This is a genomic window from Promicromonospora sp. NPDC050249 (genome assembly GCF_040656015.1).
GTDB lineage: Bacteria > Actinomycetota > Actinomycetes > Actinomycetales > Cellulomonadaceae > Promicromonospora.
On sequence record NZ_JBFAKY010000003.1, the window covers coordinates 194,415 to 211,380 of the forward strand.

Here is a 16,966-nt window from a genome sequence, read left to right on the forward strand (position 1 = left end):
GCCTCGCCCCCCGCCGGCACAGGGTCAGGCAGTGGGCGAGGCTGAGGGCCTCGCCCGTCGCCAGCACTGTCTCAATCAGGGATCACGAAGTCGTGATCGTCCAGACCTGGTTGGTGCTACCTGTGTTGCAGGTGATCTGCTTCAGGCGGGCGCTGTTCGCGGTGGATGCGCCCGGGACCTCGATGCACTTGCCGGAGTTCCGGTTCTTGAACTGGTGGTCGCTGCCCACACTGATCCGCTCCCACTGCTGGTTGGCGCCCGCGTTGCAGGTGTACTGCGTGATGGCGGCGCCGTCGGCCGTGGAAGCGCCAGGAACCTCGATGCACTTGCCCGAGTGCTGGGCGACGAGGTTGTAGTAGCCGTTGCCGAGGTCGTTCAGCGCGATGCGCTGGTTCGTCCCGGTGCCGCAGGTGTACTGGGCGACCTCGGCCGAGTTCGACATCGAGGCGGCGACGACGTCCATGCACTTGCCGGAGTGCTTGGCGGCGATCGTGCCGACGCGGGACCCGGAACCGGTGCCCCCGCTGGGGTTCACGGCGTCGCCCATGGCATACCGGTACTGGTTGGCGCCCGAGTAGTTGCGGATCGTCATGTCGAGCGCCGTACCGCTGCCGCTCTTGATGTACATCGAGTACCAGTCGTAGCCGATGCTGCCCTGCTTGCCGCCGGTGGCCGGCCAGTACGTGCCGCCCATGGAGTTGTCGCGCATGACCTGGGCGACCGCCCGCAGGTATCGGACCATGTTGTGGGTGCTGCCGCTGTCGTTGTAGTTCAGGCCGCTGTTCATCGCGGAGCCGAACTCGGTCGCGACGGCGCGTGACGCGCAGTTCCCCAGGCGGGTCGTGATGTGCGACCGCCAGGCGTCGTAGGTCATCGCGCCGTACATGAACGTGTACGTGTGGAACGACAGCAGGGTGTTGTTGAAGCGCGAGTCGTTGCAGACGTCGCGCAGGTCCTGGCTGAAGCCGGTGCCGCCGATCAGGACCCGGCCGTGGGGTGCGTTGCTGTGCGAGCTGAGCCAGGCGGCGGCCGTGTTGCGCCAATCGGACGACGAGTAGCCGTGCGGCTCGTTCATCGGCTCGAAGTAGACGAGGCTGTTCGAGGCGTACTGCGACAGGACCGTGTTCCACATGGAGTTCCAGGCGGCGGTGTTGGTGACCCTGCCGCCGGAGGCGGCGCCGTCCTCCCAGTACGCGAGGATGACCTTCCACCCGCGGGCCGTGGCCGCGTCGATCGTGCCGCGGTAGGCACCCCACCAGGCAGTGCCGACCGTGTGGGTGTTGACGGGCAGGCGGACGGTGTTGACGCCGAGCGTCGACCCCATGTCGTCGTAGAGCGCGTTGGCCTTGGCCCGCACGGTGTCGTAGCTGTCGGACGACGAGAGCCCGTCGAGCACCAGCGGGCTCGTCGAGAAGTTGTCGCCGGCGACCGCCCAGTTCATGCCGCGGAACTGGGAGGTGGCCGCAGTCGCGGGAGCGCTGCCCACGACGGCGGTGAACGGCAGGAGGGTCAGGGCCAGCAGGGCGGCAGCCAGGCGAGCTCGGGGTCTTCTAGGGCGTGGGGAGGTAGGGCGGAGTGTCGTCACGGTTCAACCCATCTCGCGCTTCGTTGCGCGTGTTCGTCGGTGAACTAGCAGAGGGCTTCGATGCTGATCGTTTCCGAGGCCAGCATCGCCGTAAGAGTCCCACCCGAACAGTAGGTGGTCAAGAGTGGGTTGTAAACGATCAGAAACGATCACGCATGGGATGTCCGCCGCAGCCAGTACCACCCGATGACGACGCACACGAGACCGTTGAGCACCCCGACGACGACGTCGCTCGGATAGTGCATCCCCCGGTACAGCCGGGAGTAGACGACGAGCAGCGGCAGCACGAACAGCACGACGGTTACGCTCACGCGCAGCCACGTGCGCTCGATCCGCTGCGCCATCAGCGCCAGCGACAGGTAGAGCGCTATCGAGGCGCCGGAGTGGCCGCTCGGGAAGCTCGACGTCGGTGGTGCGTGGTCGAGCTGTTCCACCTCGGGGCGTTCGGCGCCCACGACGAGCGCCGCCAGCATGAAGACCGCCGCCTGGACGGCGACCGCGATCGCCGGGACCACTGCATACCACCACTGCCCGGTGCGCCACCAGACGACGCCGGACACGACGAGGCAGATCCCGATGATCGTCTCGGTGGTCCCCATCACGCTCCACACCTCGGTGACGGTGTTGAGGGTTGCCGTGCGCTGCTCGACGAACCACTCGTTGACCGCGTTCTCACGCTCCTTGAGGCCCACCAGCGGGCCGGCGAGCAGGAGGCCGAGCCCGACGACGATCACCCACCACACCACTGCCGGGATTGCTACACGCAGGCCGAGGTCGCGCCGCGCCTCACGCCCGCTGGGTGCCGAGGTGTCGTCCGCCCACCGCTCGAGGTCGACCATCAGGACTCCTTACCGGACTCGGGGCGCGGCGTCGGCCAGTGCCGGTAGGCGAGGTACGACGCCAGCACGAAACCGACCCCGAAGAGGATGCCGGCCACCACGTCGGAGGGGTAGTGGACGCCGAGCATGACTCGGTCGACTGCTGTGGCGACGGTGAGCACTGCGGCCCCCGCTATTGCCGTGGCCCGCAGGGCCCGCGATCTGAGCGACGGCCACACGAGCACCACCAGCGCCGTCGTCATCGCCGCGGTGTTCGCGGCGTGCCCTGACGGGAACGAGTAGCCGGCGGCGCTCTCCACCGGCTGGTCCAGTACGGGCCGCGCGCGGCGCACGACCTCCTTCAGCAGGTTGGACAGTCCCCAGGCGGTGAGGATCGTCGAGATGGCCCACCAGGTGCGCGTGGTGTTGCCGGTGCGCCACCAGTAGGCGAGGCAGATCGCGGCGACGGGCACGAGCAGGTGGATTGCAAGGAAAGCCCACTGCCAGAGGATGAGCGCGCGCAGCAGCTCGGGGTTCTGTGCGGCGATTGCTGCGCCCTCGGTCACGGCGCGCTCGTCGAGCTGGAGGAGCGGCGGCCACTGCTCGCGCACGAGAAGGGCGATGGCTATGAGGGCGACGCCGGTCGCGACGCCGGTCAGTGCGGCGCGGAGGAGGCGGCGTGCTCGGCCTGTCGGCTTTCGCGGGGCTCCGGCGGTCCGCTGATCGCGCCCGGGGCCGCGGTGCAGTGTGGGCCTCATGCGGACACGCTGCCACAGAGCGGCTCCACTAGCCCGTCTGCGTGCGTGCGGCGACGGAACCTCGGGAGCGCAGTGGCATGGGCAGGCGGTGGACGAGGCCGTTCGCGCCGGCTGGTCTTGAGCCCTCCGGGTTCTCGACCAGCTCCAGCAGCAGCTCCACCGCACGTCGGCCGAGCGCGCGATGGGGGAGGGCGAACGTCGTAAGCCCGGGGCGAAGCCATCCGGCGACGGACGCGTCGTCGAAGGAGACCACGGAGACGTTGTCGGGGATGGTCAGGCCCGCCTCCTGGACTGCCTGGTAGGCGCCGAACGCGAGGCGGTCGTTGAAGCACAGGAGGGCGAACGGGGTGGCCGCGCCGCGCGCGAGGATCCGTTGTGTCGCTTCCCACCCGTGCTCGGGCAGCCAGGACGGGTCCGCAAAACCGGAGGCAGGCTCGATGCCTGCTTCCTCCAGGGCGCTCAGGATGCCGCTGAGCCGCTGGTGCGCGGCAACCGACACCGAGGACCAGTCGTCCGGTCCCGGCCCCGCTCCGATGAGGTGGATCTCTCGGTGACCCGCCTCCAGGAGAAGTTCCGCGGCCTCACGTCCCGCGCGCTCTTCGTCCGGCAGGACGCTCGGAATCTTCGCGCCAGGAGGGGGGACAAGGTTGAGGAGGACCGCGGGTGTGCGATCGATGTCGGCGGGCAGCGGTCGTGACCGGGTGAACATCGAGGCGAGGATGATCCCGTCGACCTGTCGGTCGAGCATGGCCTCGACGAGCTTGGTCTCCTCTGCGGGCTTGCCGCCGGTCTCGCCGATGAAGAGCATGAATCCGTGCTCGCGGGCCGCCTCGATGGCGCCCTTGATCATGTCGCCCGCGAGGCGTGAGGACGCCACGCTGTCGGACACGAACCCGAGCGTCCGTGTCGTGCCCTTGCGCAGGCCGACCGAAACCGCATTGGGCCGGTACCCGAGCTCCTGGGCCACGTCGCGCACGCGTGCCTGCACGGCCTCGGAGATCCGCAGCTCCTGCCCGCGCCCCGTCATGACGAGAGAGGCGGTCGACGACGACACGCCTGCTGCCTTGGCGACATCGGCAAGGGTGACTCTCTTGGTTCCCACGGGCCTCCACTCCTCGCGTGAATCCTAGTCAGCGGGTGATCCGAGGACGACAACCAGCTGCCCGTCGCCTGCCGGGTACTTGACACGCCTCGTCGGCGGAGCCCATATTGACGGTGCTAAGTCGGTTTAGCAACCTGGTGACGAAGCCAGGATCCGGCGAAAAAGGAGATGACGGTGTCTCGTCGACGAGGAACCACCCGCACACGCCTGGCCACCACGGCTGCCCTGGGCCTGAGCGCCACGCTCGCGCTGGCAGCATGCTCGCCGCCGGGAGCCAGCACGTCCGGCGAGCCGGGTGGGCCCGCCGCCTCGGCCGCCTCGGACGGCTCAGCGCCGAGCTGCGGCTCTGCGGACGTCAGCCTGAGCTCCTACATCGAGACAGGCTTCCCCTTGTTCAAGGCGCTGAGCGACGAGTTCACCGCCCAGCACCCCAATGTCACGTTCGACATCCGGGAGGACCAGTTCGCGGTCATCACCCAGAACGCACCGCGGGTCCTGGTCGACGACCCGCCGGACCTCATGCGGCTGCCCCAGGTGTCCGAGCTCGCGGCGGACGGCCTGCTGCTGGACCTCGACGGCTATGCCGAGGCGTTCGGGTGGGACGAGTGGCCGTCGTCGCAGCTCGAGCAGATGCGCGTCGATGACGAGGGGCGTCGTGGCGACGGCCCGCTGTACGCCATGGGGCTCAACTTCTCCATGACCGGTGTCTTCTACAACAAGGAGCTCGCCGCGCAGATCGGGATGGACGAGCCGCCGGCCACGCTGGACGAGCTCGACGCCCTCCTGCAGGAGGCCAAGGACGCCGACCTCACGCCGATCACGCAGTTCAACGGCGGTGCGACCGGGGGTCTGGCCTTCCCGCTCCAGGGGCTCATGGCGTCGTACGGCGACCCGGCCGAGATCAACTCCTGGATCTACCAGCAGCCCGACGCGACGATCGACTCGCCGTCCAACCTCGAGGGTGCGGAGCATCTCCAGCGCTGGATCGACGCAGGCTACTTCTCCGAGGACGTCAACTCGCTGGACTACGCGGCGATGATGAGCCGGTTCATCGAGGGCCGCGGAGTCTTCATGTTCAACGGCGACTGGGAGTCGGGGAACCTCGACGAGCAGATGGCCGGGAACGTCGGGTTCTTCCTCATGCCGCCCGTTGAGGCGGACGGCGGGATCGGCGCCATGTCCGCCCCGCTCACGTACGGCATCTCCGCCCAGGCGGAGAACCCGGACTGCGCGGCCTACTTCCTGGACTGGATCGCGACGAACGACGAGGCCCGCACCATCGCCGTCGAGGTCGGTGGGTCGCACCCCATGGGCCCGTCCGACGCCTTCATGCCAGAGGTCGACGCCGACACCGTCACCGCGCAGACGCTCGAGGCCGGTGCCGCGGTGGGCGAGAACAACGGCGCGATGGACTTCATCGCGAACGCGACCGGCTCGATCTACGCCAAGAGCTGGACGCCGAACCTGCAGAAGATGGTCGCCGGCGAACAGGATCCGTCGGGCCTGCTGGACGCCGTCCAGTCCGACTACGAGAGCCAGATCGGAGGCTAGGGCGACCTCATGGCCGAACTACAGCAGACCCTCGTCGCGCCCGCACGCGGCAGGGCCGGCGCTGACACGGGCCCGGGCCAGACCGCCAGGCGCCGCGCCTCCCGGGCGCGGCGCCTACGGCAGGGCGGGGCGGCGCTGCTGCTCGTCGCGCCCGCCGCGATCGCGTACGCGGTGTTCGTGCTTCGCCCCATCTCGTACACGATCCAGTACTCCTTCTACGACTGGAACGGCGTCACCGAGTCGACCTGGGTCGGGCTGCAGAACTACGCACGGATCCTCACCGACCCCGAGCTGTTCGGGCCGATCCTCCACGCGTTCGAGCTGATCGTGTACTTCAGCCTCGTGCCGGTCTCCCTGGGGCTCGTCGCCGCCGCGACGATCCGCAAGTTCGCCGCGAGCCGAGTCGCCGTCGTGGCGCGCGTCGTCCTGTTCCTGCCCCAGGTCATCCCGCTCGTGGCCGCGGGCATCATGTGGACCTGGCTGTTGTCCACCGACGGCGTCGTCAACCAGTTCCTGCGCATCATCGGGCTCGGGTCCGTGACCCGCGCCTGGCTCGGGGACTTCGACACGGCGCTGCCCGCCGTCGGCCTCATCGGTGCCTGGGTGTCCCTCGGGCTGTGCATGGTCCTCATGCTCGCCGGCATGACCAAGATCGACCCGGCGCTCTACGAGGCCGCACGGCTCGACGGCGCGGGAGCAGTGCGCGAGTTCTTCGCCATCACCCTGCCCAGCGTGCGGCAGGAGCTCGGCGTCTGCCTGACCGTCACCGTGATCAGCGCGCTGGCCAGCTTCGACATCATCTACATCTCCACACAGGGCGGACCGGGCAACAGCACCCTCGTTCCCGGCCTGGAGATCTACTACCTCGCCTTCTTCGAACGTGAGGTCGGCCAGGCCTCCGCACTGGCGGTCGTCCTCATGCTCGTCGTCCTCGCGGTCGTCCTGCCGCTCCAGCGCATCACCCGGGGGAGGGAGTCTTGATCACCTCGTCGCGCGAGACGTGGCTCGGCCGCGTCCTGCTCGTCCTGCTCATGGTGTTCACGATCGTGCCGTTCGTGACCCTGTTCATCACGGCTCTGCACGCACCCGGCACCTACCCCGGAGGCCTTTCCCTTCCCGAGACCCCGCACTGGTCGAACTTCGTCACGGCGTTCCAGTCGGCGAACATGGCCGAGATGCTGGCCTCCAGCGTTCTCATCGAGCTGGGTGTGGTTCCTGTCGCCCTCTTCATCAGCACGCTGGCCGGGTTCTCCCTCGGCCATCTGCGACCGCCGGGGCACAGGGCGATCTTCATCGCCTTCCTCCTGGGCCTCACCCTTCCGTTCGAGGGTGTCGTCGTGCCGCTCTACTACCAGATGCGGGAGCTCGGCCTGCTGAACACACGCTGGGCGATCATCCTGCCGCTCATCGGGCTCTACATGCCGTTCGCCGTGATGTGGATGCGGGCGCACTTCGTCAACATGCCGGACGACCTCTCCGAGGCCGCACGCATCGACGGTGCCTCCACGTGGCAGCTCTTCACGAGGATCCACGTCCCGCTGTCGATGCCCGCCCTGTCCTCGTTGGCGATCCTGCTGTTCCTGTGGACGTGGAACCAGTTCCTGCTGGCGATCGTCCTGGTCGACGACCCGGCCAAGCGCACGATGGCCGGGGCGCTGGGCGCCTTCCAGGGCCAGTGGGGGACCGACATCCCGCTGCTGTGCGCAGGGTCCCTCCTGATCCTGACGCCCACGCTCGTGGTGTTTCTCGTGTTCCAGCGGCGCTTCGTCACCGCTCTCATGCAGGGAGCGGTCAAGGGCTAGGAGCCCCGCAGCGCGCGCCGGACCGTGCCGGACGCGCGCTGCGGTCGGCCCTATCGGCCCTGGGCGAGCAGCCACCGAAGGATCGCGGGATCCTCCAGGGTGGGCGCCGCTGCGAGGTGCCGGTCCGGCAGGGTGAACGCGTCGTCGCCGTACTCGGTCCAGCGGGCGAGCCGGTCGATGCGCTTCATGCTCAGGCCGCGGGCCTCGTAGGCCGCGACGAGCTTCTCGTACGACGCGCGCGCGTTGGCGACGGGGAGCAGGTGGTCGCCTGTCCCGTGGGTGATCCACATCGGGACCTCCGCCGCGGCGATCGGCGCGAACTCGTCCGCGTCGCCGGGAAAGCCGCCGGTGAGCAGGCCGCCGGCGAACAGGTCCGGACGGGTGGAGAACGCCTCCCACATGAGCTGCGAACCGTAGGAGACCGAGGTCGCGTAGACGCGCCGCCGGTCGACCGCGAAGCGGGCCGTGAACTCCTCGACCAGCTCGACGACCTGCGCGCCCTCGGCGGCCTTGCCGATCCGGCGGTTCTGGGGCGCGACCACTATGACGTCCTGGTGGGTCTCGGTCCACTCCTCCTGGGTCCAGGCGAGGGCGAGCATGTCGGACGCGAGCTGGACGCCGCGGTTCTGCCCGTCGTACCCCATGCCGTGGCCCGGCAGTGCGACGACGAGCGGGTACCTCTTGCGGGGGTTGTAGTGGTCGGGCAGGCGGTAGTCGTACAGGAGCTCGCCCGACGTCGTCTCGAGCGACCCGCTCACGAACTGGTCGACCTCGCGGTCGATCGACTCCTCGGTGATCCGGTGCGGCGTCTCCGGTGCGGCCGCCGAGACGACTGTCCCGCGCGGGCCGACGACGTCGTCGAGCTGCGTGACCTGGGTGAGCTGGTCCGGGTTGACGCGCACCGAGCACAGGAACGTCGGGCATCGTGAGGTGATGACGGTCCAGCCGCCCTCCGGGTCGTCGGCCAGCTCGAGGACGACGTACCGTCCGCGCCGCTCGGGCCGGTCCCGGTCGAGCAGGCGCGCGGGGTCGTCGGTCGTGTAGACGTCGGCGATCGGCCGCTCCACGAGGTTCCCGAGCTCCGAGGCCGGGTCGAAACGGAAGTTGTAGCCGGAGTCCTCGACCCGGAACGTCTGCGGCGAGAGAGCCCTGCCGTCGACCTGCGCGGCGTACTCGACCACCACCTTGGTCACCTGCTGCCCGAACGAGCCGACCTCGGTGACGGGCGTGACGCCCAGAACGTGGTGGTCGTTGCCGCCCTGCTGCGACGAGCTCGGGATCGCCTCCGGGGGAGAGATTGCTGACGCCGGGCCGGTCGAGGCGAGGACACCGCTCACTGCTAGCGCGGCGGCCATGGCTGCCGCGACGAGGTGGCGTGGACGGCGTCGACCAGAGGCGCGTGGTCGATCTGCACGGGGTGGTAGGGGTGTGCGCATGTGTGTCTCCCTTGACGGCGCGGAACTGTCGGAGACGGCATCGGAGGCCGCGTCTGCTCCAGTCCCTCGACCTTTGCTAGATCGATTGAGCAAGGCTAGCGCGCCGGGAGCGCAGGGATGAAGGGTGCGACGGTCGGGCGGGCGTGATCGGTCTGGAAGCCTTGCGGGGTGGCGTTCGGATGACGCGGGTCAACCGGCCGGAAACGGCTCAGGCAGCGTCGACGTTGGGTCGCACGGGCATGAGGAGTACGACGGCGTCGAGGCCGCCAACGGCGGCGAGGCGGATGGCGTCGCGCTCGCCGACCGTCAGCCGCAGATCCGCGTCGCCGAAAGAGCGGACGGCGTCGGCGAGGTACTTGCGGTCGAAGGCGACGGCGCGGGGCGCGTCGCCGATGTGGACCTTGGTGGGGTCGAGACCGATCATGACCAGGTCGTTGCGTGGCCTGGCGTCCGGTCCACTCCTGGCCTCGTCCCGTATGACTTGTTCGAGCAGGTCAGGTGCCGTCACGGTAACGCCGGCGGCGGGTTCCTTTGTGTCCCCCGGATGAGACCCGTGTGCCGCGAGGAGCGCCCGGTAGTCGGGGTAGAGCGCATCGATCGGGGCGCCGTCCAAGGCCCCGAGCGCGACGTGGCCGGCGGCCAGTGACATGCTGACTTGCGCCGTCTCTGTGCGGTCCAGGAACGCGTCCACAACCGTGACCGGCACGATGACCCGCACGGGCGGTCCCTCCACGTCCGTCACCGGTAGGACGGTGGTGGCCAGTCGGTGCCGATCGGTGGCAGCAAGCCGGAGGGTGGCGTCGTCGACGTCGAACAGCACGCCACGCAGTGCCGGCCATGAGGAGTGATCTCCTGCGGCGTGCCGGATGGAACGCAGTGCGGCACGCAGCTCGGCGGCTTTGACCGTGAGGCGGGTGGTCGCCGCCAGGAGCTCCCGCACGTCGGCGAGATGGGCGGTCGCGGTGGCGAGCTCGGCCTCCAGGCGGCGCTGGTGGGCATCGACGACCCGACGAGCGCTGACGGGATCGGCGGTGATGACGCGGCAGATGTCGGCTACCGGCATACCGGTGAGGCGCATCCGCGCGACGAGTCCGGCTCGTTCTACCTGGCTCGGCGTGTACCAGCGGTAGCCGGTGGCCGGATCCACGTGCGCGGGCCGGAGCACGCCTGCGGCGTCGTAGTAGCGCAGGGCGCTGACGGGCAGACCCGAGGCGCGTGAGAACGCGCCGACGGCCAGCATCTTTGCGTGGTGCACGGGTACAGGATGGACCCTCGACCAGGTCGAGGGTCCAGACGAGGTCAGGTCGACGCCGGTTCGCGTGCCGCCGTACGGAGCCGGGTGGCCGCTACCGCGCATACCCCGAGCACGGCGGCGCAGCAGTACAGGGCGGCGCCCGGAGAAACTTGCTCGGCGAGGGCACCGAGCAGGTTGTTGGACACCACCATGGGTGCGAGCTGTGCCAGTGCGGTCCATGCCTGGACCCGGGCCAGGTGCGTGCGGGGCGCGCTGCCCAGCACGAACGGCCCCAGATGCGCGACGGCGACGCCCGTCCCCGCCCCGACGACGACGGCCGCACCAGCGGCCTGGGCCATCGCGTTCCCACCTCCGGACGCGACCAGTGCCACGCCACCCGCCGCAGCGGCGAGCCCCAGCGCAACGGCCTGCCCGGTCTGTCGCGCCGTCCCGGTCCGGGTTATGACGAGCGCAACGCCGATCGCCCCTGCCGCCTGGGCGCCGACCACGACCCCTGTCGCGCCTGCGTCCCATCCGGACGCCCGCCCGAGCAACGGCACGAGCAGCGACGACACCGGCAGTACGACGGCGGCCACGGCGCCGGTCAGTACGAGCGCCCCCGCCAGGCCACGTGAACTGCCGACGACGCGGGCGCCATCGGACAGTGAGTGCCAGAACGATCCCGCGGACGGGCCGACGCTGCGCCTGGGCCGGAGTACCGCCAGGGCGACAAGTACCGCGGCGAAGCAGACCGCGTCGGCGACCGCGATAACGGGCAGGCCGACTGTAACGACCAGGATGCCGCCGACCGGCGCGCCTGCAAGCAGCACGGCCTGACCCAGGCCTTGCCGCAGGGCCATCGCGTGGGGGAGGGCGGCGTCGTCCACCAGGTGGCGGGGCATCGAGCCCAGTGCCGGCAGGGAGAACGCCGAGACCACACCGGATGCCAGGCCTGCAGCGGCAAGGAGCCACGGTGCCGGGCCGGTGGTGTGCAGTCCGACAGCAAGGGCGAGACAGGCGATGACCATCACGGACTCGGTACACAGGAGCAGCCACCGGACACCTACACGGTCGGCGACGGAGCCGCCCACCAGGACCAGGAGCAGCCAGGGCAGGCCGGACGCGGTGAGTACGAGCGCCGCGACCTGGCCGCCGTGTGACGCAGCGGCCCAGCCGAGGGCAAACCAGAGGACCGAGTTGCCCAGCTGGCTGAGCGTGCTTGCGGCGAGGAAGACGAGCCAGGCGCGGGGGAGCGGGGTAGGCATGCCCGTGAACCTGGGGGATCGACCGGGTTGAGGGTCAATGACTGCGCGCGTATTGGCCGTGGATCCGTCCGCTGTTACAGCGGTAGGGGCAACCGGGGTCCCGTGCATGGTCACGACGGCCGCATGGTCAACTGCGCTGTATCGCGTCGCAGTGAGGGGGCGTAGCTAGGGTGGACGGATGGAGCCAGTGTTGGTGCAGGTGACGAGCACGTTCGACGACGAGGCCGCTGCCCTTGAGCTTGGTGAGGGCGCCGTGCTGGCCCGACTGGCGGCGTGCGCGCAGCTTGAAGGCCCCATCACGTCGGTCTTTCGATGGCAGGGAGAGATGCACCGGGAACGCGAGTGGCGGCTCGTCCTCAAGACCCGGCCTGCCTTGGCCGAACAGCTTGTGCGGCACGTGCAGGCTCTGCACACGTATGAGGTGCCGGAGATCGTAGTCACCCCGATCATCAGTGCGAGCCCGGAGTACCTTGCGTGGGCGATGAGTGGGTCCGACGAAACTACGAGTCCGGAAGTGGGTCGTGCCGAGGGATCGTGACCGCGGTGATCGACATGCTCATCCAGATCACGCCCGGCGGTGTGCGCCTTCCAATCGACACGGCGTTGGGCAGGTAATGGCCACTCGGCACCGTCTCTGCCTTCTACAACGCTCGAAGCCCAGGTCAGGAACAGTTTCCGACCCTGAGCGGGTGACGGAATTAAACCCGCGCAATTAGTTTGGAAGCCTTGCCAGGTGGCGATTGGATGATGCGGGCCAACCGGCGGAAAAGGGCTGCTGACCTGGTCTTATTGTAATGCTGGAGTGGGTCGGCGTGGGGTCGGGACTGGCCCTTATTGGCCCTAGCTAGGGCCAGATTGGCGAGAGTTAGGGCCAATAAGGGCCAGTCTCGTCAGGCCTGCTTCGCCAGGAACGCCAGTGGGTCGCCCCGACGTAACACTCAGTCCGGCTGGACGGTTCGACGCTAGGTTGGCGGCCGTGAGCGACATGCCAGCGAAGATCGTCCCACCCGTCGATGAGCTCGACTTGTCCGGCGTCCTGGTTCGAACGGACTACACCGACGATGCCCGCTTCCAGGAGGTGCTCGCCGAAGCTCGCCAGCAAGTTGGGCCGAATGGTACGGACAGGGCAAGCCTCCTGATCGTGGAGGACCCGCGGTTGGCCCGAATCACTCCTGCGAGAATCCCGGAGATGGTCGAGGTGGAGGATTTCGTCTTCGTCGCGGACGCGCGGTCGATGCTCGACAGCACTCTCCTCGTCGTGGATGTCTTCAACGGTTCCGAGACGTACCTAGCTACGTTCAGAATCGTCCCTGAGGCTGTCCTCGCGATTGAGGTGAACCTTGTCTTGGCGAACCTCGACTTCATCGATTTCCTGGAGGTCGTGGACCCCGATGGGGTCTTCCGAGAGTCGTTCGGCTAGGCCGGTGGCGTCACCGCAGGGGCGCCATCCCACTACCGGGGAAGGCGGCCATTTTGCATGCTCCGGGAAGATTGCTCGAGCTCGTAGGAGGGACTCCACCGCACGCACCTTCGGCACCCGGCGGCACGGGCACAGCCGGCGAGCCGCCATGACGGACGAGCACGTGGCTGCGCGCAGCGCGACTGACACGGCTGCGCGGCTAGGGCAGTCGAACGGCTGGACGGAAGGTCCCGCGGACCGCCCCGGAGAAGGCCACACGCCTCTTGCAGATCGAGGCACCTAGAGCGATTTAGCTCGCCTTGGGTGCGGGCTGCACACCTCGTGCTGAGGAGGTGTGCGGCGTATGGCTGTGACGATTGCTGTGATGTCGGGCGGGGACGGGTATTCGTACTTCATGAGGTCGGTTGCGGCCGGAGACGGCGACCGGTCGATGAGTACCCCGTTGACGCGGTACTACACCGAGACGGGCACTCCGCCCGGCCGGTGGATGGGTTCCGGGGTCGCGAGCCTGGGCTCGAACGAGCTGGGGCGCCTGCTCGTGGGGGACATGGTGACCGAGGAGCAGATGGCCCGGCTGGCGGGCAAGGCCCTGGACCCGATCACGGGGGAACAGCTCGGTCGCGCCTACCCGGTGTACGGACCCAACGCGGGCGGTAAGTCTCGGCGTGCGGTGGCGGGGTATGACTTCTCGTTCGCGCTGCCGAAGTCGGCCTCGATCTTGTGGGGTGTGGCCGATGCCGGGGTCCAGGAACAGATCGTGGCGATCCACCACGCGGCGGTGGCCGAGGTGTTCGCGTTCATGGAACGCGAGCTGGCCGCGACCCGGACCGGAGCGTCTGTCGCCGGGAACGCGACAAGCGCGGCAGGGGAGGGCGGCGCGGTGGCGCAGGTCGGTGTCACTGGCCTGATCGGTATGGCGTTCGATCACTGGGACTCACGGACCAACGACCCGCACCTGCACACCCACGTCGTGGTCTCCAACAAGGTCAAAACGCTCTTGGACGGGAGGTGGCGGTCTCTGGACGGGCGGGGGCTGCACGCTGCGACGGTCGCGATGTCGGAGCTGCACGAAGCAATCGTGATGGACCACCTGACCCGCACCTTGGGTGTTGGGTGGGAGCTGCGGCCCAGGGCCGGGCAGGGCCGCAACCCGGGCTGGTCGATCAAGGGCGTCCCGGATGATCTGATGGTGGCGTTCTCGCGCCGGTCGGTACAGGTCAACACTCGCGCTGACGAGCTGATCGCGGAGCACGTCGCGAAGTACGGGCGCCGCCCTAGGCGGCCCACGATCAACAAGTACCGGCAGCGGGCCAGCCGGGAGACCCGTCCGGACAAGACGCACCACTCCCTGGCCGATCTGGCCAGAGCGTGGCGGCTGCGTACTGCCCAGGTCCTGGGCCGCGACCCCGGTACGTGGGCCGGCGACCTCGTGTCCAAGGCGCCGCCTCGAGTGCTGCGGGCTGATGACGTCCCGCTGGACGTGATCGATGACCTTGCCGAGATGGTGGTGGTCGTGGTTTCGGAGAAGCGGCCGACGTGGCGGCGCTGGAACCTGTATGCCGAAGCGGCCCGGCAGACCAAGGCCCTGCGGTTCGCCTCCGCGGCTGACCGGATGGCCGTGGTCGCGGCGATTACGGACCGGGCAGAGGGCGGTTCGGTGCGGTTGACGCCGCACGACCTGGCCGTCACCCCCGAGGAGTTCCGCCGCCCGGACGGAAGCAGCATCCTGCGCCCGAAGGACTCGGCCCTCTACTCCTCGCAAGCCCTTCTGGACGCCGAGGCACGGCTCCAGGACCGTGCTGGCACCCGCACGGGCCCGACCATCCGCCTGGATGCGGTCGAGCACGCCACCGCCACGGGCGGTCCCGGTGAGCGGACGTGGGCGGTCTCAGTCGAGCAGGCTGAGGCCATCGCCCGTGTTGCTGTCTCGGCTCGGCAGGTGGACCTGCTGGTCGGCCCGGCTGGCACCGGGAAGACGACCACCATGCGAGCCCTGCGCGCTGCATGGGAGCACGAGCACGGCCCCGAGTCCGTCGTCGGGCTCGCGCCGTCGGCGGCTGCCGCAGCGGTCCTGGCCGAAGATTTGGGGATCGCGTGCGAGAACACGGCCAAGTGGCTCTACGACCACGTCCACCAGGCCGCCGTGTTCCAGCCGGGGCAGTTGGTCATCGTTGATGAGGCCACGCTCGCCGGGACCCTGACCCTGGACCGCATCACCGCACATGCCGCCGAGGTGGGGGCGAAGGTGCTGCTGGTCGGCGACCCGGCCCAGCTCCAGGCCGTCGAGGCCGGCGGAGCGTTCGCACTCCTCGCCGCCACCCGGGAGGCCGAGGACAGGGTGCCGGAACTGACCGAGGTGCACCGGTTCGCCCACACGTGGGAGAAGCACGCCTCCCTCGCGCTACGCCACGGACACGATGAAGCGATCGACACTTACCTGGACCACGGACGGGTCCGCGACGGCGACGCCCAGGACATGGTCGAGACCGCGTACGCCGCGTGGAAGGACGACCTCGCCGACGGCAAGACCTCCGTGCTCGTCGCCTCGGACAGCGAGACCGTCCGGGCGGTCAACGAACGCGCCCGCACCGAACGACTCCAGACCGGCGCCACCGATGCTGGCCGGGCCGTGCGGCTCGCTGATGGGCTCGACGCGTCGGCAGGGGACGTGGTCATCACCCGGCGCAACGACCGCCGCCTGCGAACACGGAATGGCTCGTGGGTGCGTAACGGCGATCGATGGACGCTCGTGAAGGTCCGCGGTGACGGGTCGGTCGTCGTACGTCGACCCGAAGCCGAGTACGGCAACACGGTCGTGCTCCCCGCGGCGTACGCGGCCGAGCACCTGGACCTCGGCTACGCGGTGACCACCCACCGTGCCCAAGGGCTCACGGTCGACACCAGCCACCTCATCACCGGGCCAGGCATGACCCGGGAGAGCCTGTACGTCGGCCTGACCCGGGGCCGGGAGAGCAACACGGCCTACGTCATCACCGACACTCCCGTGGAGATCACGCCGGACGACCACGAGGACCCCACACCCCGAAGCATCCTGGCCGGGATCGTCCGCACGGTCGGAGCCGAGAAGTCCGCGACCCAGGTCGGCAAGGACGAGGCGCAGCGGTGGGGTTCGGTCGCGCAGCTCGCCGCCGAGTACGAAACCCTGGCCGCAGCCGCAGAACGCGACCGCTGGACCCGACTACTCCACCAGTGCGGCCTCCCACCCCGGGACGCGGACCAGGTCATCACCGCGCCCGCGTTCGGAGCCCTGACCGCCGAGCTCCGCCGCGCCGAAGCAGACGGCCATGACATCGAGAGTGTGCTGCCCCAGCTCGTGGCCCAGCGGGGTTTGGACGACGCCGACGACCCGGCAGCCGTCCTGCACCACCGCCTCGCGACCGCCACCGCGCGACCCGTCCGCCAGGACGGACTGACCATCCAACGACGCCCATCACGACGAATCGCGGGCCTCATCCCCGAAGCTGGCGGGCCCATGACCGATGAGTACCGCCAGGCCCTCCAGGAGCGGGCAGTGCTTATCGAACAACGTGTCACCGTCCTCGTCCAACGCGCCATCAACGACCATGAGCCCTGGCTCGCCGCGCTTGGTCCTGAATCAGGCGAGCCCGGAGCCCGACACGCATGGAACGCCGCTGCACGCATGCTCGCCGCCTACCGCGACCGCTACGGCATCACCAGCAGCACACCACTCGGAGACGGCCCAATTACTACTGATGCTCAGGCGGTCGTTGCTGCGCGCGCCGCTACCGCCCTCCGTCAAGCGACACGATCTCCGGTCACGCAGATCCAGCGGCCGGACGTCATACGCCGCGGGCAAGGCATCCGCATGTGAAACAAGCGCAGTTCTCGTCGCACGTAATTGACGCTGCGACTGTGATTCCCATCGGAGATCACCCTGCGATCACCCGCTGCTCGGTGCCACACGCTCGAAGTCGGCCGTAGTCTGCTGCGTAGCGCTAGGGTGCCCTGGACCG

13 protein-coding genes are annotated in these 16,966 nt (G+C 69.1%); 6 read left to right on the forward strand and 7 right to left on the reverse strand.

Going from position 1 to position 16,966, the window contains the following annotated elements; all coding sequences use genetic code 11:
* Nucleotides 1-82: 82 nt before the first annotated feature.
* The 4 genes from AB0I32_RS03810 to AB0I32_RS03825 form a co-directional block, all read right to left on the reverse strand.
* Nucleotides 83-1,585 (reverse strand): ricin-type beta-trefoil lectin domain protein, encoded by a 1,503-nt coding sequence (locus tag AB0I32_RS03810; RefSeq protein ID WP_357503036.1) that lies wholly within the window; start codon nucleotides 1,583-1,585, stop codon nucleotides 83-85.
* A gap of 149 nt (nucleotides 1,586-1,734) precedes the next feature.
* Nucleotides 1,735-2,424, reverse strand: coding sequence for a phosphatase PAP2 family protein (locus AB0I32_RS03815; protein WP_357503038.1), 690 nt, complete (start codon nucleotides 2,422-2,424; stop codon nucleotides 1,735-1,737).
* On the reverse strand, nucleotides 2,424-3,161 hold the full coding sequence (locus AB0I32_RS03820; protein ID WP_357503040.1) for a phosphatase PAP2 family protein: 738 nt from the start codon (nucleotides 3,159-3,161) through the stop codon (nucleotides 2,424-2,426). The genes AB0I32_RS03815 and AB0I32_RS03820 overlap by 1 nt, the downstream gene beginning before the upstream one ends.
* A gap of 28 nt (nucleotides 3,162-3,189) precedes the next feature.
* Nucleotides 3,190-4,263, reverse strand: coding sequence for a LacI family DNA-binding transcriptional regulator (locus tag AB0I32_RS03825; protein ID WP_357503042.1), 1,074 nt, complete (start codon nucleotides 4,261-4,263; stop codon nucleotides 3,190-3,192).
* Between the two features lie 174 nt (nucleotides 4,264-4,437).
* On the opposite strand from AB0I32_RS03825, the gene AB0I32_RS03830 reads away from it, so the two are divergent.
* The 3 genes from AB0I32_RS03830 to AB0I32_RS03840 are packed head-to-tail and all read left to right on the forward strand — an operon-like array spanning nucleotide 4,438 to nucleotide 7,616.
* Nucleotides 4,438-5,814 carry an extracellular solute-binding protein gene (locus tag AB0I32_RS03830; protein ID WP_357503044.1) on the forward strand — a complete coding sequence of 459 codons (1,377 nt, stop codon included), beginning with the start codon at nucleotides 4,438-4,440 and terminating at the stop codon, nucleotides 5,812-5,814.
* 9 nt (nucleotides 5,815-5,823) lie between these two features.
* Nucleotides 5,824-6,795 (forward strand): sugar ABC transporter permease, encoded by a 972-nt coding sequence (locus AB0I32_RS03835; RefSeq protein ID WP_357503046.1) that lies wholly within the window; start codon nucleotides 5,824-5,826, stop codon nucleotides 6,793-6,795.
* The gene (locus AB0I32_RS03840; protein ID WP_357503048.1) at nucleotides 6,792-7,616 is read left to right on the forward strand and encodes a carbohydrate ABC transporter permease; all 825 of its coding nucleotides are present in this window, start codon (nucleotides 6,792-6,794) and stop codon (nucleotides 7,614-7,616) included. Before AB0I32_RS03835 ends, AB0I32_RS03840 begins: the two co-directional genes overlap by 4 nt.
* A gap of 50 nt (nucleotides 7,617-7,666) precedes the next feature.
* Here the strand turns inward: AB0I32_RS03840 and AB0I32_RS03845 are convergent, their stop codons facing one another.
* The 3 genes from AB0I32_RS03845 to AB0I32_RS03855 form a co-directional block, all read right to left on the reverse strand.
* A complete protein-coding gene (locus tag AB0I32_RS03845) occupies nucleotides 7,667-8,971 on the reverse strand; it encodes a hypothetical protein (RefSeq protein WP_357503050.1) in 1,305 nt (434 codons plus the stop codon).
* 289 nt (nucleotides 8,972-9,260) lie between these two features.
* Nucleotides 9,261-10,307, reverse strand: coding sequence for a MerR family transcriptional regulator (locus AB0I32_RS03850; protein WP_357503052.1), 1,047 nt, complete (start codon nucleotides 10,305-10,307; stop codon nucleotides 9,261-9,263).
* A 44-nt stretch (nucleotides 10,308-10,351) separates the two neighbouring features.
* Nucleotides 10,352-11,551 (reverse strand): MFS transporter, encoded by a 1,200-nt coding sequence (locus AB0I32_RS03855; RefSeq protein ID WP_357503054.1) that lies wholly within the window; start codon nucleotides 11,549-11,551, stop codon nucleotides 10,352-10,354.
* Between the two features lie 178 nt (nucleotides 11,552-11,729).
* On the opposite strand from AB0I32_RS03855, the gene cutA reads away from it, so the two are divergent.
* From cutA to mobF, 3 genes are all read left to right on the forward strand, one after another.
* On the forward strand, nucleotides 11,730-12,089 hold the full coding sequence (cutA, locus tag AB0I32_RS03860) for a divalent-cation tolerance protein CutA (RefSeq protein WP_357503056.1): 360 nt from the start codon (nucleotides 11,730-11,732) through the stop codon (nucleotides 12,087-12,089).
* Between the two features lie 438 nt (nucleotides 12,090-12,527).
* Nucleotides 12,528-12,971, forward strand: a complete 444-nt coding sequence (locus tag AB0I32_RS03865; protein ID WP_357503058.1) for a hypothetical protein — start codon at nucleotides 12,528-12,530, stop codon at nucleotides 12,969-12,971.
* Between the two features lie 343 nt (nucleotides 12,972-13,314).
* Nucleotides 13,315-16,824: a MobF family relaxase gene (mobF, locus tag AB0I32_RS03870; RefSeq protein WP_357503060.1), complete on the forward strand. Its 3,510-nt coding sequence runs from the start codon at nucleotides 13,315-13,317 to the stop codon at nucleotides 16,822-16,824.
* Nucleotides 16,825-16,966 lie beyond the last annotated feature (142 nt).